We start from the raw sequence: 21,506 nt of genomic DNA, 5'->3' as shown, positions 1-21,506 counted from the left end.
CAACACCATGATCCAGCTCAAACCTGTGCGGCAGCCGAACGCACCGCATCGGCCAGGGCTTCCAGCGTGGCGCTCATCAGCCCGGCCTCGTCGGCCTCGACCGTGACACGCACCACCGGCTCGGTACCGGAGAGACGCAGGAACGCCCTGCCCCGCCCGGCCACAGCCCGCTGCGCGGCGGCCAGCGCCTCTTGTACCGGCGCACTGTTCACCACCTCCCGCGCCCCGGACTCCAAGCGCACGTTGATGGTCTTCTGCGGCACCTGGGCCAGCCCCTGCAGCGCCTGGCGCAGGCTGGCGCCATCGCGTCCCAGCACTTCCAGCACCTGCAGCGCACTGACGATGGCATCGCCGGTGGTGGCGCGGTCCAGGCACAGGATGTGGCCGGACGCCTCTCCACCGAGCACGCCATTGCCTTCGACCAGCGCCTGGTGCACGTACCGGTCACCGACATTGGCACGCACGAAGGCAATACCCAGCTGCTCCAGCGCCTGTTCCAACCCGTAATTGGTCATCAGCGTACCGACCACCGGGCCGCGCAGACGGCCACTGGCCTGCCAGGCCTTGGCCAGCAGGTACAACAGGCCGTCGCCATCGACCGCCGCGCCAGTGTCATCAACCATCAGCACGCGATCGCCGTCACCGTCGAAGGCGATGCCCAGGTCGGCACCGACCTCGACCACCTTGCGCGACAGGTTGTCGATGTGGGTGGAGCCGACACCGTCATTGATGTTCACGCCGTTGGGCTCGGCACCGATCGCAACCACGTCGGCGCCCAGCTCGCGGAACAGCAGCGGGGCGACGTGGTAGGTGGCGCCGTGGGCGCAATCCAGCACGATCTTCAGGCCACGCAGGTAGAAGTCGCGCGGCACGCTGGCCTTGCAGAATTCGATGTAGCGGCCCACCGCGTCACGGGCACGCATCGCCTTGCCCAACTGCTCGGACTCGACCGTACTGAAGGGCTGGTCCATCGCTGCTTCCAGCGCCAGTTCAGTGGCGTCGTCGAGCTTCTCCCCTTCTCCAGAGAAGAACTTGATGCCGTTGTCGTAATGCGGGTTGTGCGAGGCACTGATGACGATGCCGGCATCAGCGCCCAGCGTGTGCGCCAGGAAGGCCACCGCCGGGGTCGGCATCGGGCCGATCAACTGCACGTTGACGCCGGCCGCGACCAACCCCGCCTCCAGCGCCGATTCGAACATGTAACCGGAGATGCGGGTGTCCTTGCCGATCACCACGGTGGGCTGGCCACCGTTGCGCTCGACCAGCACCCGGCCCAGCGCATTGCCCACGCGCAGCACGAAATCGGCGGAAATGACCCCCTTGCCGACGCGACCACGGATGCCGTCGGTACCGAAATACTTGCGTGCGCTCATCAGGCCGCTTCGTCCTGGTTCTGGGGCTGGCGCATCATGATGGCCAGCAGGTCGGACAGGCGGTCGCGCATTTCACGACGGTCGCAGATCTGGTCGATGGCGCCGTGTTCGAGCAGGAACTCGGAACGCTGGAAGCCTTCCGGCAGCTTTTCACGCACGGTCTGCTCGATCACGCGCGGGCCGGCAAAGCCGATCAGCGCCTGCGGCTCGGCGATGTTGATGTCGCCCAGCATCGCGAACGAGGCCGACACGCCACCGGTGGTGGGATGGGTCAGCACCGAGATGTACGGAAGGCCGGCCTCGCGCAGCTTGCCCAGCGCGGCCGAGGTCTTGGCCATCTGCATCAGCGAGAACAGACCTTCCTGCATGCGCGCGCCGCCGCTGGCGGAGAAGCACACGTACGGCGCCCCCATCTCCAGCGCGGTTTCAGCCGCCAGCGAGAAGCGCTCGCCGACCACCGAGCCCATCGAACCGCCCATGAAGGCGAAATCGAAGGACGAGGCCACCAGCGGCCGCCCCTTGAGCAGGCCACGCATGGCCACCAGCGCGTCGTACTCGCCGGTGTTCTTCTGGGTGGACTTGATGCGGTCGCTGTACTTCTTCTGGTCCTTGAACTTCAGCACGTCGGTCGGCCCGAGGCGGGCGGCGATCTCGGTGGTGCTGTCGGCGTCGAACAGCGCGGCCAGGCGCGCGCGCGCGCGGATGGCCATGTGATGCCCGCACTTGGGGCAGACCTCGAGGTTCTCCTCCAGCTCGGGGCGGTACAGGGCCGCGCCGCAGCTGCTGCACTTTTCCCACAGGCCTTCGGGGACGCTGCGCTTCTTGGAGGGCGTGTTGTCGGTGCGGATGCCGGACGGCATCAACTTGCTGAGCCAACTCATGCGGAATGATGGTTCCATTCAGGGCGGCCCGCAGGCCGCGACAGGGGCGACAGTCTAGCTCACCCCTGCGACCACGGCGTAGCCCGAAACCCTACTGCTGCGTACGTTTACAGCGCCGGCAAACCCGGCAGGAGCAGCCTCGGCCGCGGAGCCGATATCACCGACTGCCTCCCAGCGGGCCGGCGATTGCCTGTGTTCTGGCGGTATCGGTTTCGCGGCTGAAGCCGCTTCTACGGGCCGCTCAGTGACCCAGCGCGTCGCGCAACGGGACCAGGAAACGGGTGGCGGCTTCGGCAGCAGCCTCCGGGGTCGACGTCTCAGCCAGCGCGGAGACAAGCGCACTACCGACCACCACGCCATCAGCGTCCACCGCCATCGCCGCAGCGCTGGCCGCATCCTTGATGCCGAAGCCGGCGACCACCGGGGCCTTGCTGCGTTGGCGCAACAGGCGCAGGCGTTCACTGGCCGCCTGGCTGTCCAGCCGCTCGGAGGCACCGGTGACACCGGCAAAGCTCACGTAGTACAGATAGCCCTGCGCGGCTTCGCACAGCGTGGTGAGACGCTGCTCGCTACTGGTCGGCGAGGCCAGCAGGATCAGCGCCAGGCCGGCGGCCGTGAACGCCGCCCGGGTTTCCTCGGCCTCCTCGGGCGGCAGGTCGACCAGCAGCACGCCGTCCACGCCGGCGCTCACCGCTTCCTCGGCAAACCGGGCCGGGCCGCGGATCTCGACCGGGTTGAGGTAGCCCATCAACACCACCGGGGTCTTGCTGTCCTGCTGGCGGAAGGCGGCGACGCTGTCGAACACGTAGCGCAGCGTGGCACCCCGCGCCAACGCGTGCTCGGAGCTGCGCTGGATGGTCGGGCCGTCGGCCATCGGGTCGGAGAACGGCACACCCAGTTCGATCACATCGGCACCGGCGGCCACCAGGGCATGCATCACCGGCACGGTCGCCTCCAGCGACGGATCGCCGGCGGTCACGAACGGGATCAGCGCCTTGCGCCCGGAAGCGCGCAGGCGTGCGAAACATTCATCAATTCGGGTCACGGACATCTCAGGCACATCCTTCAATCAGTTCAACCGCGTCCGGCTGGCCCCAATAGATCGCGGTGACCACGCCATTGAGGGTTTCCAGCCGAATGGCCAGCTTGCTGGCCTTGTCGGTCCAGGTCAGGTAATCGCCATCCGGGGAGTTGTAGGCATGCGGCGATGTCACCACGCCGGCGGGCAGGCGCTTGTTGGCCTCGGCCACGCGCATGCCCGTCCACAGCCCGAACGGAAGAGCAGGCGCACCGGCCGGCGGCGCATCGAGCGCGACGCCGGGGTCCTGCTCCAGGTCCACCTCGAACCGGGCAATGCGGTCACCCAGCACCATCATCGACATGCTTTCCGGCAGGCTGCCCTGGTCGTAGTACTCGCAATCGCCTTCCATCAGCTCGCGCATGCCAGCCGAAACGAAGGCGCGGTCACCCGGCGCCTTGCCGAACGGCGCGCCGATGCGCAGCTCACCAAACCGGGAGAGATCGGCGGGCGCGGCAGCTGCCGGGGCCGGGGTCGGGGTCGGGGCCTGCACTGCAGGTGCAGGTGCCGCCGGGGCGGGCGGCACGACCTCCGGTTCGGCCGGCGTGCAGGCGGCCAGCCCGGCCACCACGCACATCAACGCTGCACGCAGCACCGGCACGCTCACAGCACCAGCCCTTCGCGGGCGGCGATGGTATGCACGTCCTTGTCGCCACGTCCGGACAGGTTGCACAGCACCAGCGCGTCCTTGGGCAGCTCGCGCGCCAGCTTGATCGCCTGCGCGACCGCATGGCTGGATTCCAGCGCCGGCAGGATGCCTTCGGTACGGGTCAGGCGATGGAAGGCGGCCAGCGCCTCCTCGTCGGTGATGCCCAGGTACTGCGCACGTCCGGTGTCGGCCAGGAAGGAATGCTCCGGCCCGACGCCCGGGTAATCCAGGCCAGCCGAGATGGAGTGGGTCTCGGTGATCTGGCCGTCGTCATCGCACAGCACATAGGTGCGGTTGCCGTGCAGCACGCCGGGGCGGCCGGCCGAGATCGAGGCGGCATGGCGGCCGGTGGAAATGCCGTCACCGGCGGCCTCGGCGCCGTAGATCTTCACCTGCGGGTCGTTGAGGAAGGCATGGAACAGGCCGATGGCGTTGGAACCGCCGCCGACGCAGGCGGTGATCGCATCCGGCAGCCGGCCGTAGTCCTCCAGCATCTGCGCGCGCGCCTCGCGACCGACGATGGCGTTGAAGTCGCGCACCATGCGTGGGTACGGGTCCGGGCCGGCGACGGTGCCGATGATGTAGAAGGTGTCGCGCACATTGGTCACCCAGTCGCGCATGGCCTCGTTGAGCGCATCCTTGAGCGTCGCCGAGCCGCTGCTGACCGGCACCACCGTCGCGCCGAGCAGCTTCATGCGGTAGACGTTGATCTTCTGCCGCTCGATGTCGGTGGCGCCCATGTAGACCACGCACTCCAGGCCCAGCCGCGCGGCCACCGTGGCCGAGGCCACGCCGTGCTGGCCGGCGCCGGTCTCGGCGATGATGCGGGTCTTGCCCATGCGTGCGGCCAACAGGGCCTGGCCGATGGTGTTGTTGATCTTGTGCGCGCCGGTGTGGTTCAGGTCCTCGCGCTTGAGCAGGATCTGCGCCCCGCCCACGTCCTTGCTCAACCGCTCGGCGTGGTAGATCGGGCTGGGCCGGCCGACGTAATGCTTCAGGTCCTTGTCATAGGCGGCGATGAAGGACGGATCGACCCGCGCCTGGTCGTAAGCCTGCGCCAGCTCCTGCAACGGGCCGACCAGGGTTTCGGCGACAAAGCTGCCGCCATAGCGGCCGAAATGGCCCCGGGCATCGGGAAAAGCGTGGAAATCGTCGATCGGGGCAGCGGTCATGGCAATCAGGCAACGAGGAACAGGCCCGCACTCTAACGCAGCCCTTGTTACATAAAAATCGATTCTTTCTGGGTCATGTGTTAGAAAAACTCACATGAAAGACCCTGCCACCCTGCCCTCGCTCAACGCCCTGCGTGCCTTCGAGGCCGCCGCCCGCCTGCGCAGCGTCAGCCATGCCGCCGCCGAGCTGCACGTCACCCATGGCGCGGTCAGCCGCCAGCTGCGGGCCCTGGAGGAGGAGCTGGGCGTGACCCTGTTCGAGCGTGACGGCCGCGGCATCCGTCCAACCGCCGCCGGTCATCGCCTGCTCGAAGCAACCTCCGGCGCGTTCGCCCAACTGCGCGATTGCGTGGCGGCCCTGCGCCGGCCGGCGCGCAACGCCGCGTTCGTGCTGGGCTGCCCGGGCAGCCTGCTGGCGCGCTGGGTGATCCCACGCCTGCAGGCATTGCAACGCGACCTGCCCGGGCTGACCCTGCACCTGGCCGCACAGGACGGCGATTTCCCGCCCCGCCTGGAAGGCATGGATGCAGCCCTGCTGCTGGGACAGGCACCATGGCCGGCCGGCTGGCAGGTGCATCACCTGGCCACCGAACGGATCGGCCCGGTATTCAGCCCTTCACTGATCGGCGCACATGCACTGGCACGGCAACCGCTGGAAGCGCTGCTGTCGCACGAGCTGCTGCATACCCGTTCGCGCCCACAGGCCTGGCCGACCTGGGCGGCGCTGAATGACCTTGACCCCGGGCAACTGCGCTACGGCACCGGATTCGAACACCTGTACTACCAGCTGGAAGCGGCGGTGGCCGGGATCGGCGTTGCCATCGCACCCGAGCCGTTGGTGGCCGAGGACCTGGTCAATGGCCGGCTGATCGCCCCGTGGGGCTTCGTCGATACCGAAGGCAGCTGGGCACTGTGCACGGCTGGCAACGGGGACGATCCGCGGGTGGATGCACTCTCGGCATGGCTGCAACGCCAACTGGCCTGACACCCGCCGCAGGCGCGGCCTCGGCTGCGAAACCGACACCCATCGACCGCTTACCTGAGCCGCACCCCGAGCCTGCGGGCTGGCACTGGTTTTGCCGACACCCGGATCTGCATCTGCGTCGCGGCCAAGGCCGCTCCTAGCGGCAGGTCAGCCTTGGGTGGGTTGGGCCAGGCGCTGCTGCACGTCCTCGCGCAAACGTGCCAGCTCCACTTCGGCCTGCTGGCGCTGCTGCATGCCTTCGCGATGGATGTTGCGCACCTCCTCCACCGTGGCGATCAGCTGCTCGTGCACATGCCGCAGGGTGGCCACGTCGATCACGGCGCGCTGGTTGGCCTTGGCGGTGTCCACCGAGGTCTGCCGCATCAGGTCGGCATTGCGGCGCATCAGTTCGTTGGTGGCGTCGTCGATGGCATTGGACAGCTCCACCGCGTTCTTCTGTTCCCCCAGCGACAACTGGATCGCGAACTGGCGCTTCCACGACGGGATGGTGATGTCGCGCACGGTGTTGAACTTCTCGATCAGCTGGATCGCATTGGCCTGGATCAACCGGATCATCGGCAGCGACTGGTCGGCCGCGTGCTGCATCACGGTCAGGTCGCCGACACGCTTGTCGAGCAGGCGCACCGCGTTGTCGATCTCGCCGCGACGGATCCGCGACTGCGGGTCTTCCAGCCCGACCAGCGACTGCAGCTCCTGCTGCAGCTCGGACAGCCGCTGCTTGCCGGCGGCGATATGGATGCCCAGGCTCTGCCGCTCGTCGCGGACGATAGCATGCATGCGGTCGAACTCGCCGACGCGCTGGCCCATCTGTGCCTGTTGGGTACCGACGTCGCGCATCAACTGCTCGATCTGTTGGTTGGTGTCACTGAACTTCTGCACCAGCTCGCCCTTGGAGGCGCGCATGCGGTCGATCAATCCGCCAATGACCGGCACCTTCGAGCGCTCCTGAAGGCTGTCCAGCTTCAGCGAACGGGCGATGCGCACCACTTCGCCCAGCTTGTCGCCGGAGGCGTCCAGGTCGCGGTTGCGCACGTGGTCCAGCAGTTGGGTGGAGAACGCGGCGCTCTTGCCCGCCGCTTCGCGGCCGAACACGTGCAGGTTGCCCGGGCTGATGTCGTCCAGGGTCCGCACGACCTGCGCGATCTGCGGGCGGTCGGCGTCGCTCAGGCCCAGCGCGACCAGCGTACCGGCATCCACTTCGGTGGAGGGGCCGCTCGGCACCGGGATATTGTCCTGCGTCATCAGCAACTCTCCTTGGGTGTAGATGCGCGGGCCATGCCGCGCCAACCAACATCAGAAACCGGGATTCACTCAGCGCAGTCTAGCCTGCATGGCCGCCACCTCGTCGAGGATGCGCGCCTGGCTGTCGGCCGCCTGCTGCAGCCGCGCCGGCATCTGCGCGGCCCTGACCGCCAGCGCCTGCTGCCGCCATACCGGCAGCAGCACGTCGCGGATCCGCTGGTAGCGCTCGCTCAGCTCCAGGCCCTGCGCATGCAGCAGGTGCAACTGGTCGGCCTCGATCTGGCGCAACCGGGCCACACCGCGCAGGTGTTGCAGGCGCCGTTGCAGGGTCAATTGCACGGCTTCTCGCGTCGGCGCCGGCATGGCCTCGCCGGCGTCGGCCCACTGCTCGATGGCGGTCACCGCCACGTCCACCCGCGCCGCCTGCCGCTGCTGGGCGACCATGTCCCGCTGCAGGCCGCGCAGCTCGGCATCGGCGCGCAGCAGGCAGATGTCCAACTGCTCGGCCAACTGCTCGGCGCGCTCCTGTGCCTCGACATCGCGCCCCAGCAAACGGCCGATCAGGCCTGCCGAACGCCGCAATGCGGCCACGTCCGTGGCCTGCAATGCCAGTTGGATGTTGGCCATCTCATCGACCAGCCGCTGCGCGGCCGTTGCCCGTTGCGGCGGGCCGATCAGTCGCTCCGCCGCTGCCAGCACCTCGTTGCCGAAGCCGGCCGCCTCCAGCGGATCGTCCACCTGGCGTGACCGGTCCGGGGGCGGCGGCAGGGCGACGAGCGCGGACTCAGGCATCGTCGGGCGACGGCTTGGCCTGGCTGCCCTGCTGGCCCGGCACCACCACGCTGCCACCGTAGAAGTGCCGCATCAGTGCTTCGTCCAGCGCTTTTTCCTCGGGCGTGCGTGCGCGGCGCACGCGCGGGGTCGCCGCCTTGCCGGTGCCCTCCTTCGCCAACCACTCCTGCAACTGCGTGGCCAAGCCGGCGAGCGCATCGCCCACCTGTCCCTGCCGCGCCTGCGTGGCGGCCAGCGCCTGCAGCAGCGGAGTCAGGTCCGGTGGCTGCGCCGGCGTGACCGCAGGTGCCTCCACCACCGCCGGCGGACGCGCGGCCAGCGCCTGCAGCAGGTCGACGATCCGCGCCCACGGGGCTTCCTCGGCGGCCGCAACCGGGGCAACCACCTGCGGTTCCTCGACCCGCAGCCCCTGCAGGCCGGTGGCGATGTCGGCCAACTGCGCGACCACGCGGGCGCCGGTGTCGGCGTCGTCACCGCCCATCGCCTTGTCGCGCATGAAGTCGCGCTTGATCTGCTCCCAGCGCGTCTGCTGCGCGGCATCGAGCACGCCGCGCAGTTCGGCCAGCTTGAGCAGGTTTTCTTCAGAACCACTGGTCAGCAGCTGTGACTCGCCCAGGTAGTGGTCGGACACCAGCTGCTGCAGCTCGGCGGCATTCATCACCGGCGAGATCTTCTCGGTCAGCTTGTTCATGTTGCGGTAGCTGCCCTGCAGCTTGAACGGCGGCTCGACGCGGTACTTGTCCGCCTGCGCCGCGCTGGCGATGTATTGCTGGTTGACCCGGTAGACCACCTCGCGCACCTGCATCAGCCGCTCCAGCGTGGCGACGATCTCGTTGATCTCCGCACCGCTATAGGCATGGCTCAATGCATTGGTGGACACCTCCTTGCCGCTGGCCTTGTCCACCAGCACGTACAGGTCGGCCATCTCGCGCGTGGCCATCGGTGCCAGCACCTGGCTGGAGGTCAGGCTGTTCTCGATGTAGCTGAGCTTGAAGGCGTCTTCCATGCCACCCAGCACATCGCCGAGGTTGTAGATGTCGGCGCGGTTGGCCAGCATGTCCGGCACCTTGAACACCTCGCCGGACTCGGTGTACGGGTTGCCGGCCATCACCACGCAGAACTTCTTGCCGCGCAGGTCGTAGGTCTTGGTGCGGCCCTTCCACACGCCCTCGATGCGACGGGTGCCGTCGCACAGCGAGATGAACTTCTGCAGGAACTCCGGGTGGGTGTGCTGGATGTCGTCGACATACAGCATCGTGTTGTTGCCCATCTCCAGCGCCAGGTTGAGCTTGAGCAGCTCCTGCCGGGAGGTCGCATCCGGGGCCTGCTCCGGGTCCAGCGAGCGCACCTCGTGGCCCAGCGCCGGGCCATTGACCTTCATGAAGACCAGCCCCAGCCGGTTGGCCACATATTCCATCAACGTGGTTTTGCCGTAACCCGGCGGGCTGATCATCATCAGCAGGCCCATCAGGTCGCTGCGCTTGTTCTCGCCGACCGTGCCCATCTGCTTGGCCAGGTTGTCGCCGATGATGGGCAGGTAGACGTCGTTGATCAGCTTGTTGCGGACGAACGAACTCAACGGCCGCGCCTGGAACTCGCTCAAGCGCAATGCATCGCGTTCACGCGCACTGATGCGCTGGCGCAGCGCCTGGTAGCGCTCGAAGCCAGGCTGGAACTGGCGCCGGTGGGCCTGCCAACGTTGCAGGAAGTCGTCCACCGACAGCTGCAGGTGCCCCTCGCGCACGCGTGGATGCTCGCCGAGCAGGCCGGCGACATCGGCGATCAGGGTCACCTCGCGGACCTGGCTGCGCAGCGCCCGCTCGCCCAGCAACATCGCCGCCGCTTCGGGCACATAGCCGGTCAGCGCCGCGAACTTCGGCTGGCTGCACATGGCGTTCAACCACTGCACCACCTGCGCCCACTGCAGCGAGAGGCGCTTGGAAAGCCGCTGCAGGCTGCGGTCGAAGGCATCGGCCTGCCCGGCCGCCTGCAATTGCTCGCGCAAGCCGGCCTGCAACTGCCGTGCATAGCCACTGAAGCCAAAGGTCGGCTCGCCGCTGGCCAGTTCGGCCAGCAGGTAGTCGCCGGCCAAACCGGCGATGGCGGCATCGAACGGCAACTGGTGTTCGGCCTGGAAAGCGTCCAGCGCACTGCTGATTTCCTGGCGCAGCGCATCCAGTCCTTCGCGCGCGTTGAACAGGCGGGCGATGGCGAACACGCCGGCGGCACGCTCGGCCCATTGGCTGACATCCTCGCGCTTGCCCTCGCGCGCCCAGAACAACACCGCCAGCGCACGCGGCGCGGCGGCGTGCACCAGCGTGCCGGCGTTCTGGTACAGCGGCAGCAGTGCCTGCAGGATCAGGGTGGCGTCGTGGTCGTGGATGCCCTTCTCGTAGCCTTCGCGGTACCGCGGCGCGGCGAAGTCGCGCATACGCTTGCCCAGCGCCTCCGGCTGCGCGGCATCGCGCTGCAGCAGTTCCAGGCTCAGGCCATCGCTGCCACGCAGGGCCGCATCCAGCACCAGCCCGGCCAGGTACTCGCCGCGGTACAACGCGGGCGACTCCGAATCCAGCGCCACCGGCCAGTAGTCGCGCAGCTCCTCCAGCTCCGGATCAACGATGGACTCGTAGTAATCGGTGCCGGTGAGGTGCACGGCCAGGCCGTCGCCGCGCGGCAGGATGGTCAGGTCCAGCGGCTGGGTATTGACGCTGAAACGGTGGCGGCCGAGCCGGATCACGTTGCCGCCGCCCTCGAACAGGTCGCTGCGGTCGCGCAATGCCCGCACTGCCTGGTCGCGCACGCCCTTCAGGCGGGCCTCGACGTCATCGGCCTTGACGCTGTCCTTGTACTCGCGCAGCCGGTCGGCCAGCTCGCGCAGCTTCAGGATCAGCGGATCACCGGCAAAGAACGCATTGAGCTCATCGACGCTGGCAAAGCGTTCGGTACGCTTGGCCAACCCATCGAGGATGCGGTTGGCCGCGTCCAGCACCGACTGCGCCTTGCGCTGGCGTGCGTCCAGCAGGGTCTGCTTGTGCGACTCGAAGGTGTCGAGCAGTTCCTCGCGCTTGCTCAGGATGTCGCCCAGGAATTGCTCGTGCTCGCCGAACTGGCTCTCCAGCTCCTCCAGCTGCACCATCAGGCGCGAGAGCTGCTCGTCGGCCCGTTCCGGGTCGGTGGCCAGGCCCAGCGCGCTGGTGATGGCCTGGCTGAACAGCGAGAACTGCGCGCCGAACTGCGCCACGGCTTCGGCCGAGCCCAGCGAACGGCGACGCTGGTCGGCACGCGCACGCGCCTGGTTGAGCTTGGCGTAGATGCCGGAAATCGCCTCGACCACCTGGGTGCGCTGCGCGGCATCATCCACCTTCAAGCTGGCCATCAGCTCGGACAGCATGTCCAGCTCGCCGGACATGCCCTGCATCTGCTCGATCTGGTCGGCAAGCTGGCGCGCGGTCTGCGCCTGCTGCGCGGCGCCATCCAGCGCCTGCAGGCGTTCGGCGAACGGCTGCAATGCCTTGTCGCTGCCCAGGAACTGGCCGGTCGCCGCGCCCACGCGGTCATGCGCTTCCTGCAACGAGGCATTCATCGCATCGATGGCTGGCACGTCCACGTAGCGGAAGTCGCGCACGGTCAACAGCCGTCCGCGCAGCTTGCCGATTTCACCCAGCGCCTCGACGAACTCGCCGATCTTCGACCAGTTCTGCGGCTGCAGCCGGCCAAGCAGCGCCTTGTGCTGTCCGGTGACCTCGGCCATTGCCTGCGCCGATTGCTTGCGGATGCTCTCGACCTTCTCGTACTCGTCGAGCATCGACTCGCCGGTCGCGCTGATCTCGCGCAGCAAGGTAGCCGCGCCCTCGCAGTTGGCGTCATCCAGCCAATGGTGTGCGTCGAACAGGCGCCGCGCGTTGTGGGTCAGCAGTTCATAGCGCGTCAGCGACACCTCTCGGCTGTCGATCTCGCGGCCGAGATCGAGCAGGTTGGAGATGCCACGCACCAGCTCGGCGTTGCCGATGCGGGCCATGAAGCTGGTGCCGGCCGGGCGGTGCGCGGCGAACTCGTCGCTGCTGAACGGCGTCTGCCAGACCTGCATCGGATGGATGCGGGTCGGCTCCTGGTTCTCAGCGTTGAACAGCACCATGCGGCCATCGCGCAGGAACGCGTAGCCCAGGCCGAACACGGGGTTCTGCAATGCGCGCTGGATGCTGTTGTAGACGAACAGCGCCGACTTGCCGGCCTCGCGTTCGTAGAAGATGTACAGCATGTCCTCGCCGTTGGGCGAGCGGATCGAGCGCTTGTAGCGCATGCCCTGCATCGAGGCATCGAAGGCCTTGTGCTCGCCGTTCTGCAGGTAATAGCCGCCCGGGAAGATGATGCCGTGGTCATCGGGCAGCTGTACGCAGGCCTGCACGATGGCGTCGTTGCGCACCACCTTGCCGGTCAACGTGTTGTAGATCAGGCCACGCCAGGTGTCCTCGCGGTAGGGCTGCACCTTGAGCAGGATCAGCGAGCCGACCTGGGCGAAATCGATGGTGGCATCGTCCACCGATTGCGTGCTGTCCTCGACCGGCTCGCTGTACACGCCCTGCCCGGTCTCGGTGTTGTTCTCCACCTTGATGGTCAGGTCGCCACCGGTGGTCTCCACGAAGATGGTGTCCAGGATGTTCAGGTGCGGGAAGCGTCCGGTCACCAGCATGTCGCGACTGGCGCGGGTCCACTCGAAGTCGAACGGCGGCGGCAGTGCGATGTCACGTTCGCCGCGCGCATCGATGTAGGTCAGCTCGCCCCCGGGCGCGACCGCCCAGCGGAACACGCGCACGTCGGTGCTGCGCTCGCCGATCTGGAACGCCGCCAGCAGCTTGCCGTCGCGCACGATCAGCTGCAGCAGCCGGGCGTGCTTGTAATAGGCATAGAGCTCGTTGAAATCGTGGACGAAGCCGGGCTGGGCCAGGAAGCTGCTCTTCAGGTCGACCGGGGTGACGTCATAGCCTTCGGCGCCGTCCACCAGCCGGTACAGGCCAAACACGTCCTCGACCCGGGTCTGCGTCTTCAAGCCGATAAATACGTTGTAGCCGAACAGCAGCAGGTCATCGCCGACCTGCACGATGTCGCGGCCGACGCAGTTGTTCTCGGTGCGGATGCGGAAGCGCCCGATCACCTCCATGCGGCTGTCGCCGAACTCCTGCAGGCGCCGCTGGTTCAGCACATCCACGACCTGGCGCAATCGCGCGCCCTGGTCACTCAGGCGCTTGCGCAGCACCTCGTAGGCACCGCCCTGGGCGACTGCCTGATCGGCGATGGAGCCGGCGTCGCTGACGGCGGCCTCCTGGTTTGTATCGGCCATCGATTGTTCCCTGCCATGGCAACCGCCCGGCCACCGCGTCGGCGGACCATGCGCGCCATCATCCACGCAGGCCGCCCGCTGTTGGCGGACGGCCCCGGTTGCGCCCCCGCGCGGCCGCGCCGCGCAGGGACGTACTCACTCAGCCGGCGTCCGCTTCCGCGGCACCTTCATTGGCGATGCGCCTGGCCGGCTTGCCGCGTGCGCTCATGTCCACGCCAAGGTAACGCTGCATCAGGTCCTGCACGATCGGGCTCTTGTCGGTCAGCCCTTCGATCGACTTGCCCAGCGAGACCGCCTTGACCAGGTTCTCGAACATGCCGCCGTCGCCACCGACCATGTCGATGTCGGCATTGCGCAGCGCGCTGGCGATGACCTCGGCGTTTTCCTTGGAGATTTCCTTGCCGGCGTCCAGCGTGGCCAGGGCCTGCTTCAGGCTGGTGTCCAGGGTCATGCGGAACTCTTCGTGGCCGCGCGCGGTTTCGCCCAGCGAATCGATCGCCTGGAACTTGCGGGTCAGGCCCTCGGCCTCGGCGGTCAGCTTCTTCTCGATGACCGAGGCTTCGGCCAGGCCCAGCGTCTCGGCGGCGGTCGCCTTGGCACGGCCCATCTGCTCTTCGCCGCTCGCACGCGCGGCCAGCTGTTCGGCCAGCACCTTGGCCTCGGCGCTGCCCTGCTTGAAGTTGGCATCGGCCATCGCATCGACCACGCGGGCCTCGGCGATGCCGACCTTCTCGATCGCCAGCGCACCGGCTTCCTTGACCTGCGCATCGGCCAGGCCCGGCGCCGCACGTTCGGCACGGATACCTTCGGCCAGGGCCTTCTTGGCCTCGGCCTGCTTGCCGGCCGCGTCGAACTCGGCCTGCGCCAGCGTGGTGATCTCCACCGCGCGGTGCTTGGCCGCCGCTTCGGCGGCCTCGGCTTCCTTGACCTGCTTGAGCAGGGCTTCCTGCGCCTCGGCCTCGGCCTCGAGGATGGCGACCTGCTTCAGGCGGTCGGCCTCGGACACCTGGCGCACTTCCTTGATGCGCTCTTCTTCCTGCGCTACGGTCTTGTCGATGGAGATGCGTTCGCGGGTGATGTTGGCTACGTCCATCTTGCCCTGCTCGACCACCTTGTCACGCTCCACGCCCTGCAGCTGCACCTCGCGGTCGGTGGTGACCTGCTCCAGCTGGCGTGCACGGGCCACGCGCTCGACCTCGATGGCCACCGCGCGCTGGCGGTTCTGCTCGGCCACTTCCACCTCGCGCAGGCGGTTCTGCTCGCGGATGTCGATCAGCTGCTGCGCCTCGATGCGGGCATTCTCGGACAGCTGGCGTTGCTCCTCCTGCACCTTGAGGGTTTCGGCCTCTTCGCGGGCACGGATGGTGTCCACCTCGCGCTTCTGGCGCGCCTCGGCCTCGGCCTGCTGGCGTTCCAGCGCCAAGGTCGCTTCCTTGGCCTCGACGTTCTTCTTGGTGATGGCCAGGCGCTCGTTCTGCGCCAGCTCGTTGGTGATCACGTTCTGCGCGGCGGTCAGTTCGGTGATCTTGCGGATGCCTTCGGCGTCGAGGATGTTGCTCGGGTCCAGCAGCGACTTCGGGGTCTGCTCCAGGTAGTCGATGGCCACGTCTTCCAGCGCATAGCCGTTGAGGTCATTGCCGATCACCGCGATGATCTCGTCGCGGAACTCCTGGCGCTTCTCGAACAGCTGGGTGAAGTCGAACTTCTTGCCCACCGTCTTCAGTGCTTCGGAGAACTTGGCGTTGAACAGCTCGTCCACCGCATGCCTGTCCGAGGCGCGGTCGGCACCGATGGCCTTGGCCACGCGCAGCACGTCGGCCTGGGTCTCGTTGACGCGCAGGTAGAACGCCACGGTGATGTCGGCGCGCATGTTGTCGCGGCAGATCAGGCCTTCCTTGCCGCGGCGGTCCACCTGCAGCGTGATCAGGCTGATGCGCATCAGCTCGGCGCGGTACAGCACCGGGATGATCAGCGCGCCGGTGAAATGCACCTTCGGCGTGGAACTCATGTCATTGACGATCAGGGCGGTGCCCTGGTCGACCTTCTTGTAGAACGCCTTGAACAACCCGGCCAGGCCAAGGAGGAATACCAGCAATATGCCCACGCCGATAATGAACGGGGCCAGCGCAGCTAAACTCATCAGTGCTTCTCCTTGTCGCCTGATACTTGGGGAATGAAAACGTCCAACGCTGGCAGGTCGGCTTCGCCAACCACCAGGTAATGATTGTGTTGCGGGAAATACTGGACCAGGCGCACGCGGTCACCGCGCACGAAACGGCTGCCCGGCTGCGCACGCACCTGCAGGATCAGGCCGGCACCGCCATCGTCGACGCTGGCGTAGCCCTGCTCGGCGGTGACTTCCGGCGAGGAGACCCGCCCGGCCTTGCCGAGGATGGACTCCTGCGGCACCGCGCGCAGCTTCATCAGGAAACGACGGATCGGGCGCAGCACCCATGCCGACACCACGGCGCCCGGGACCAAGGCAGCGATTGCCACTGCCGTGCCCACGCCCCAGCGCAGCAGCGCCGGCAACGGCTGCAGGAAGAACAACTGCACCAGATAGGTGATCGACCAGCCAAAGAATGCCAGCAGCAGGACCACCAGCATGGTCGGCGCCCCGCCAAGGCCCATCCGCGCGAACATGCCCGCAAGCCCGGTCGCGCCGGCGTCACCGGAGTGGAAATCCGCGCCATCGCCACTACCGATGCCCCCGTCGTCGACGATGCCGGTCGCAGCCAGCAGCCAATAGATGACGGCAAAACACAGCACGACGCTGTAAGGCAGCGTCGGATAGGACAGCGCTACTTCCAAGAATTCCGCCATGCACCCTTTCCTTGTGGCACCCGGCCGCCGTGCGGACCGCCCTGCACTCCTTACCCGAAGTGATGCGCGTGGTTCCCCATCCGCCGGCATCCGTGCTTTCGCCGATTTCCCGATGATAAGGGAATTGCCGTGACGACAACGACCAGGTCCACGGTTTTCATCGGGAATGTGCGTGCCGTCGCCGGCATCTGCGGCCATTCAGCCAATTGCAATGACTCAGTCCTGCGCCGGCTGCGCATCCGCGCGCCGCACTTCCTCGACGAACTGGCGCATCCGGTAGCCGTCCTTCAGGCCGGGCGCCGACTCGATGCCGCTGGATACGTCCACGCCCCACGGCTGGGTCGCGAGCACCGCGTCATGGACGTTGTCAGGGGTGATCCCGCCGGCCAACAGGTAGGGACGATGCACGCCGGGCGGGATCCGCGACCAGTCGAAGGCCACCCCGCTGCCGCCGCTGCCGCCCTTGACGTGGCTGTCGAACAGGAAGCCGGCCGCATGCGGGTACAGCTGCTGCAACCCGCGCGCGGTGACCTCGGCATCGCCGCCCATGGCGATCGCCTTCAGGTAGGGCATGTTGAAGCTGCGGCAGAACGTGTCGTCTTCCTCGCCATGGAACTGCAGCAGGGTGGGCCGCACCGCGCGCAGCACCTCACGCACTTCCTCGCGGTTGTTGTTCTGGAACAAGGCGACCACGTCCACCATCGGCGCGATGGCCTGGCGCATCGCCCGCGCCTCGGAAGGCGCCACGCGGCGCGCACTGGACCGGGCAAAGATGAAGCCGATCGCGTCCACGCCCAATTCGCTGGCCAAGCGGATGTCGCCGGCCCGGGTCATGCCGCAGAACTTGATGCGGGTACGGAACAAGGTACGGCTCACAGCGTCACCTCTGCCGGCAGATGCCAGTGTTCAGGATACAACGGCCCGACGAACACCAAGCCCTGCGCAGGCGCGGTCGGCCCGGCCTGGTTGCGGTCACGCCGCGCCAGCACCTCGCCGATCCAGCCCTCCGGCTTCTCGCCGGCCCCCACCATCAGCAGCGAGCCGACGATGTTGCGCACCATGTGGTGCAGGAACGCATTGGCCTGCACTTCCACCTCGACCACCTCGCCCAGGCGCCGCACCGAGATGGCCTGCAGTTCGCGCCGCGCATGCAGGGCCTCGCACTGGGCACTGCGGAACGCGCTGAAGTCGTTCTCGCCCAGCAACGCCTGGCCGGCGCGGTGCATGGCATCGGCATCCAGCGCGCGGCGCTCCCAGCTCAGGGTCTGGCGGTACAGCGCCGGCCGCACCTGGCGGTTGAGGATGCGGTAGCGGTAGCGACGCGCCCTGGCCGAGAAGCGGGCATGGAACGCATCCACCACCGGCACGCACCAGCGCACGCAGACCGAGGGCGGCAGCCGCGTGGTCGTGCCCAGCACCCAGCCGCGCGGGGCACGGCTGACCTCGGTATCGAAGTGCACCACCTGGCATTCACCGTGCACGCCGGCATCGGTACGGCCAGCGCAGACCACGCTGATCGGCGCATCGGCCACCGAGGACAACGCGTCCTGCAAGGTGGCCTGCACGCTGGCGCAGCCGCTCTCGCCGAGCTGCTGCCAGCCCTTGAACTCGCTGCCGTCGTATTCCACGCCCAGCGCGTATCGCATGTTTGAACCTCTTGATTGCAGTCGCCGCGGCCGGGCGCGATGGATCAGTCGCTGTCGCGCTCGGACCAGATGGCCAGCTCGTTGCCGCCCGGCTCGATGAACTGGAAACGGCGCCCGCCCGGGAAGGTAAACACCGGCTTGACCACCTTGCCGCCGTGCGCTTCCACCGTGGCCTGCAGCGGCGCCAAGCGCTCGGCATACAGCACCACCAGGGCCGCCCCCGCCTCGCTGGTCGACGGCGTGCCGCGGAAGAAGCCGCCCTGCAAGCCGCCGTCATCGAAGGCGGTGTAGTCCGGGCCGTAGTCCTCGAACGTCCAGCCGAACACCTGTTCGAAGAAACGGCGGCTGGCGGCCGGGTCGCGCGAGGCGAACTCGACGTAGTCGATGCGTTGCTCACGTTTCATGCGGTGTCCTCAGCCCAGTCGGTTCAGCAGTTCAAGCGCTTCGGCGCGCGCCTTGGGGTCGGTGCCGACCGCCACCTCGTTGAGCAGGGTACGCGCGGTCTCGGCATCGCCCAGGTCCAGGTAGGCGATCGCCAGTTCCAGCCGCTCGCGGCCGGCCGGCGCGGGATTGAGCGGCGCCACCGCGGCCATGTCGCCGGCCAGCCAGCCAGCCTCGTCACGGGCGCTGGGTTCGGGGGCCGCCGGCGTCTCGAGCGCCGGCCGGTCGAACTGGCGCGACGCCTCGAACAGCAGCACCGGCTTGGGCTCGTTGCGCGACTCCGGCACGACCTCCATGGGCGCGACCACCGGCGCGGTCGGCTTCAACCAGGCCGGCATCGGCTCGTCATATGGCGAGGGCTCGGCGACCTGGGGGGCTTGGACAACGGCCAGGGCCTCGGCAACGTCGTCCCGCCTCGCTTCCTCGAAGGACACCTCGGCCACATCCTCATCATCCAACGGGTCCGCCTCGGCTGGCTCGCCGGCCGCGGTTGCGGCGCCCGCCACCGGCAGCGTGGCCGCCAATGCATCGACGTCGAACCCGCCGCGCGGGGCCGCCGGTAGCGGCGAGGGTTTGCGGCGACGGGCCAACCACCAACCAAGGCCGGCGACCACCACCAGCGCCAGGCCCAACCACAGCCACATCGGCGAGCTGCCGCCCTCACGCTTGGAGGCCTCGGCCAGGCGCTGCTGGGCAGCGGCCAGGTCCGAGTCCTTCATCGCGATCAGCGACTGCTGCTGTGCCTTGAGCTTTTCCAGCTCACCGACGCGCTCACGCAGTTCCTGCAACTCCGCATCACGGGTGGCAAGGTCTTCCTTGGCCTGACGCAACTGTTCATTTGCCAACATGTCACCCTCACCACCGGCATCGAGCCCGGTCGTCATTCCTGCTGTCTGTTGCCCACCGGCCACGGCCGGCGCGATTTCCAATCGTGCGCCATTGCTGGCCGCCGCGGCGGACGGATTGGCGGACGGCGATGCCGCCGGGGCCGTCGCATCGGCGATGGCCGGCTGCGGGATCGCCGCACGCGCCTGCCGCCATTGCGCGGTCTGTTCCTGGACGATGGCCCGCGCCTGGGCGGCATCGACCCGCGCCAGTTCCTCCTGCGCCGGGGTGCGTAGCACCGCGCCCTGCTTGAGCAGGTTGATATTCCCGCGGATGAAGGCCTCCGGGTTGGCACGCAGCAGCGCCACCATGGTCTGGTTCATCGACACGCCGTTCTGTCGCGACAGCTCGCCGGCGATCTGCGACAGGGTCTGGCCACGGCGCACCGGCGCCAGCCCGCCCTGCACCGGCATCGCCGGAGCGGGCACCGCTGGACGCGTCGCGACCGCCGCGGGTGCAGGCACGGGAGCAGGCGTCGGGGCCGGCGGCGCGACAGGCGCCGGCACGGGGGCCGGGGCTTCCGGCAGCGGTTCGGGCTCACGCGCAATCAGGTTGGACGGCGCGGCGGCCGGGGCCTCGATCACCGGCTCGGCGAGCGCGGTGGCTGTTTCCGGCGCGGCGACCAAGGCCGAATACTCACGGACCAGGCGGCCCTGCCCCCAATCCACTTCGATCAGGAAGCCCACCGACGGCGCGTCCACCGGTGTGGCGCTGGTCACACGAATGACCGAACGGCCTTCACGGTCCTGCGCGAAGGTGAACTGCAGCTCGTTGACCAGCCCCTGTGGCGGCGGCAGGCCCACGCGCTCGAACGTGGCTGGCGACGCCAGCCCGACATGCGCGTTCTCGATCTCGCCCGGATCACTGGAAATGATCGGGATCTCGGCCACCAACGGCTGGCCCGGCTTGGAAAGCACGCGGATGTTGCCCAGTCCCAAGGCCATCGCGGCACTGCTGAACAGCGCCAGGATGAGAACCAGCACGCCTTGTAATGAGCGCATCACGCCCCTGCCCCAAAGTTTCATGGCGGCAAATATAACGGCTGCCCCGCCTTTCGAATACCGCAGCCGTGCACGGGAGTGGAAACGCCGGCCCTCGGGCCGGCGCTTTGGGAGGGGCTCAGCCGCCGTTGGCGACCAGCTCGGCCAGCTGCACCGCGTTGAGCGCGGCGCCCTTGCGGATGTTGTCGGCCACCACCCACATGTTCAGGCCACGCGGGTGCGAGAGATCTTCGCGGATACGCCCGACGTAGACCGGGTCGGTGCCGGAGGCATGGGTGACCGGGGTCGGGTAGCCGCCGGCCTTGCGCTCGTCGACGACCTTCACGCCCGGGGCGCTGGCCAGCAGCGCGCGGGCCTGCTCGGTGCTGATCTTCTTCTTGGTCTCGATGTTGACCGCCTCGGAGTGGCCATAGAACACCGGCACGCGGACGGCGGTCGGGTTCACCTGGATGCTGTCGTCGCCGAGGATCTTGCGGGTCTCCCATACCAGCTTCATTTCCTCCTTGGTGAAGCCGTTGTCCAGGAACTCGTCGATGTGCGGGATCAGGTTGAAGGCGATCTGCACCGGGAACTTGGTCGGCTCGATCTCCTGGAAGCCCAGCAGCTGCGCGGTCTGCTTGCCCAGTTCCTCCATGCCGGTCTGGCCGGCACCGGAGACGGACTGGTAGGTGGCCACGTTGATGCGCTCGATGCCGTATTCGCGATGGATCGGCGCCAGCACCGGCATCAGCTGCATGGTCGAGCAGTTCGGGTTGGCGATGATGCCGCGCGGGCGGCTCTTCGCCGCTTCCGGGTTCACCTCGGAGACCACCAGCGGCACGTCGTCGTCGTAGCGGAACGAGGACGAGTTGTCGATGACGACCGCGCCGGCGGCGGCGAACTTCGGCGCATATTCCTTTGAAATGCCGCCACCTGCCGAGAACAGCGCAATCTCCACGCCGGCCGGGTCAAACGTGGCCAGGTCCTGGATGGTGATCTTCTGGCCTTCGAAATCGACCTGCTGGCCGGCCGAACGCTCGGAAGCGAGCAGGCTCAGCGTGCTGATCGGAAAATTGCGCTCGGCCAGGATCGACAACATGGCCTGGCCGACGGCGCCGGTGGCGCCAACAACGGCTACGTGGAAACGACGGGCTTCATTGCTCATGGGGTGCACTCGAAAAAAGGATGGGGGGACACACGTCGAGCCAGGTTCGGGGAACC

The 21,506-nt window shown here is 67.8% G+C and carries 16 protein-coding genes; 1 reads left to right on the top strand and 15 read right to left on the bottom strand.

The annotated features are described in order from the left end of the window. Window positions 1–17: 17 nt before the first annotated feature. From glmM to trpB, 5 genes are all read right to left on the bottom strand, one after another. Window positions 18–1,373 (bottom strand): phosphoglucosamine mutase, encoded by a 1,356-nt coding sequence (glmM, locus tag AC06FE_RS11095; RefSeq protein ID WP_478073058.1) that lies wholly within the window; start codon window positions 1,371–1,373, stop codon window positions 18–20. Further along, a complete protein-coding gene (gene accD, locus AC06FE_RS11090) occupies window positions 1,373–2,254 on the bottom strand; it encodes an acetyl-CoA carboxylase, carboxyltransferase subunit beta (protein ID WP_478073057.1) in 882 nt (293 codons plus the stop codon). The genes glmM and accD overlap by 1 nt, the downstream gene beginning before the upstream one ends. A 241-nt stretch (window positions 2,255–2,495) precedes the next feature. Further along, window positions 2,496–3,299: a tryptophan synthase subunit alpha gene (gene trpA, locus AC06FE_RS11085; RefSeq protein ID WP_478073089.1), complete on the bottom strand. Its 804-nt coding sequence runs from the start codon at window positions 3,297–3,299 to the stop codon at window positions 2,496–2,498. A gap of 7 nt (window positions 3,300–3,306) precedes the next feature. Then, window positions 3,307–3,933, bottom strand: coding sequence for a hypothetical protein (locus AC06FE_RS11080; RefSeq protein WP_478073056.1), 627 nt, complete (start codon window positions 3,931–3,933; stop codon window positions 3,307–3,309). A gap of 2 nt (window positions 3,934–3,935) precedes the next feature. Then, window positions 3,936–5,153, bottom strand: coding sequence for a tryptophan synthase subunit beta (gene trpB / locus AC06FE_RS11075; RefSeq protein ID WP_132864357.1), 1,218 nt, complete (start codon window positions 5,151–5,153; stop codon window positions 3,936–3,938). Between the two features lie 94 nt (window positions 5,154–5,247). On the opposite strand from trpB, the gene AC06FE_RS11070 reads away from it, so the two are divergent. Further along, window positions 5,248–6,138: a LysR family transcriptional regulator gene (locus AC06FE_RS11070; protein ID WP_478073055.1), complete on the top strand. Its 891-nt coding sequence runs from the start codon at window positions 5,248–5,250 to the stop codon at window positions 6,136–6,138. Window positions 6,139–6,285: 147 nt separating this feature from the next. Here the strand turns inward: AC06FE_RS11070 and AC06FE_RS11065 are convergent, their stop codons facing one another. From AC06FE_RS11065 to AC06FE_RS11020, 10 genes are all read right to left on the bottom strand, one after another. Beyond that, the gene (locus tag AC06FE_RS11065) at window positions 6,286–7,380 is read right to left on the bottom strand and encodes a toxic anion resistance protein (RefSeq protein WP_478073054.1); all 1,095 of its coding nucleotides are present in this window, start codon (window positions 7,378–7,380) and stop codon (window positions 6,286–6,288) included. A 69-nt stretch (window positions 7,381–7,449) separates the two neighbouring features. Then, window positions 7,450–8,172, bottom strand: coding sequence for a hypothetical protein (locus AC06FE_RS11060; RefSeq protein ID WP_478073053.1), 723 nt, complete (start codon window positions 8,170–8,172; stop codon window positions 7,450–7,452). Beyond that, complete coding sequence (locus tag AC06FE_RS11055) at window positions 8,165–13,510, bottom strand: DNA repair ATPase (RefSeq protein ID WP_478073052.1); 5,346 nt, start codon at window positions 13,508–13,510, stop codon at window positions 8,165–8,167. Before AC06FE_RS11055 ends, AC06FE_RS11060 begins: the two co-directional genes overlap by 8 nt. Before the next feature lie 139 nt (window positions 13,511–13,649). After that, window positions 13,650–15,650 (bottom strand): flotillin family protein, encoded by a 2,001-nt coding sequence (locus AC06FE_RS11050; protein ID WP_478073051.1) that lies wholly within the window; start codon window positions 15,648–15,650, stop codon window positions 13,650–13,652. Then, on the bottom strand, window positions 15,650–16,333 hold the full coding sequence (locus AC06FE_RS11045) for a hypothetical protein (protein WP_132864363.1): 684 nt from the start codon (window positions 16,331–16,333) through the stop codon (window positions 15,650–15,652). Before AC06FE_RS11045 ends, AC06FE_RS11050 begins: the two co-directional genes overlap by 1 nt. A 216-nt stretch (window positions 16,334–16,549) precedes the next feature. Next, window positions 16,550–17,209, bottom strand: coding sequence for a phosphoribosylanthranilate isomerase (locus AC06FE_RS11040; RefSeq protein ID WP_132864364.1), 660 nt, complete (start codon window positions 17,207–17,209; stop codon window positions 16,550–16,552). Continuing rightward, on the bottom strand, window positions 17,206–17,979 hold the full coding sequence (truA, locus tag AC06FE_RS11035; protein WP_132864365.1) for a tRNA pseudouridine(38-40) synthase TruA: 774 nt from the start codon (window positions 17,977–17,979) through the stop codon (window positions 17,206–17,208). Before truA ends, AC06FE_RS11040 begins: the two co-directional genes overlap by 4 nt. A gap of 44 nt (window positions 17,980–18,023) precedes the next feature. After that, on the bottom strand, window positions 18,024–18,383 hold the full coding sequence (locus AC06FE_RS11030) for a VOC family protein (protein ID WP_478073050.1): 360 nt from the start codon (window positions 18,381–18,383) through the stop codon (window positions 18,024–18,026). A gap of 9 nt (window positions 18,384–18,392) precedes the next feature. Beyond that, window positions 18,393–20,306 carry a FimV/HubP family polar landmark protein gene (locus AC06FE_RS11025; RefSeq protein WP_478073049.1) on the bottom strand — a complete coding sequence of 638 codons (1,914 nt, stop codon included), beginning with the start codon at window positions 20,304–20,306 and terminating at the stop codon, window positions 18,393–18,395. 118 nt (window positions 20,307–20,424) lie between these two features. Continuing rightward, on the bottom strand, window positions 20,425–21,450 hold the full coding sequence (locus AC06FE_RS11020) for an aspartate-semialdehyde dehydrogenase (protein WP_478073048.1): 1,026 nt from the start codon (window positions 21,448–21,450) through the stop codon (window positions 20,425–20,427). Window positions 21,451–21,506 lie beyond the last annotated feature (56 nt).

It is taken from the genome of Stenotrophomonas sp. Steno-C18, assembly GCF_056393195.1.
Note: the sequence above shows the minus strand (reverse complement) of the source record. Positions and strands in the feature narration are given on the sequence as shown.

Coding starts and splice junctions, on each gene's coding strand:
- glmM (WP_478073058.1), bottom strand. CDS start 1,373: ATGAGCGCACGCAAGTATTTCGGTACCGACGGCATCCGTGGTCGCGTC.
- accD (WP_478073057.1), bottom strand. CDS start 2,254: ATGAGTTGGCTCAGCAAGTTGATGCCGTCCGGCATCCGCACCGACAAC.
- trpB (WP_132864357.1), bottom strand. CDS start 5,153: ATGACCGCTGCCCCGATCGACGATTTCCACGCTTTTCCCGATGCCCGG.
- AC06FE_RS11070 (WP_478073055.1), top strand. CDS start 5,248: ATGAAAGACCCTGCCACCCTGCCCTCGCTCAACGCCCTGCGTGCCTTC.
- AC06FE_RS11065 (WP_478073054.1), bottom strand. CDS start 7,380: ATGACGCAGGACAATATCCCGGTGCCGAGCGGCCCCTCCACCGAAGTG.
- AC06FE_RS11060 (WP_478073053.1), bottom strand. CDS start 8,172: ATGCCTGAGTCCGCGCTCGTCGCCCTGCCGCCGCCCCCGGACCGGTCA.
- AC06FE_RS11055 (WP_478073052.1), bottom strand. CDS start 13,510: ATGGCCGATACAAACCAGGAGGCCGCCGTCAGCGACGCCGGCTCCATC.
- AC06FE_RS11050 (WP_478073051.1), bottom strand. CDS start 15,650: ATGAGTTTAGCTGCGCTGGCCCCGTTCATTATCGGCGTGGGCATATTG.
- AC06FE_RS11045 (WP_132864363.1), bottom strand. CDS start 16,333: ATGGCGGAATTCTTGGAAGTAGCGCTGTCCTATCCGACGCTGCCTTAC.
- truA (WP_132864365.1), bottom strand. CDS start 17,979: ATGCGATACGCGCTGGGCGTGGAATACGACGGCAGCGAGTTCAAGGGC.
- AC06FE_RS11030 (WP_478073050.1), bottom strand. CDS start 18,383: ATGAAACGTGAGCAACGCATCGACTACGTCGAGTTCGCCTCGCGCGAC.
- AC06FE_RS11025 (WP_478073049.1), bottom strand. CDS start 20,306: ATGCGCTCATTACAAGGCGTGCTGGTTCTCATCCTGGCGCTGTTCAGC.
- AC06FE_RS11020 (WP_478073048.1), bottom strand. CDS start 21,450: ATGAGCAATGAAGCCCGTCGTTTCCACGTAGCCGTTGTTGGCGCCACC.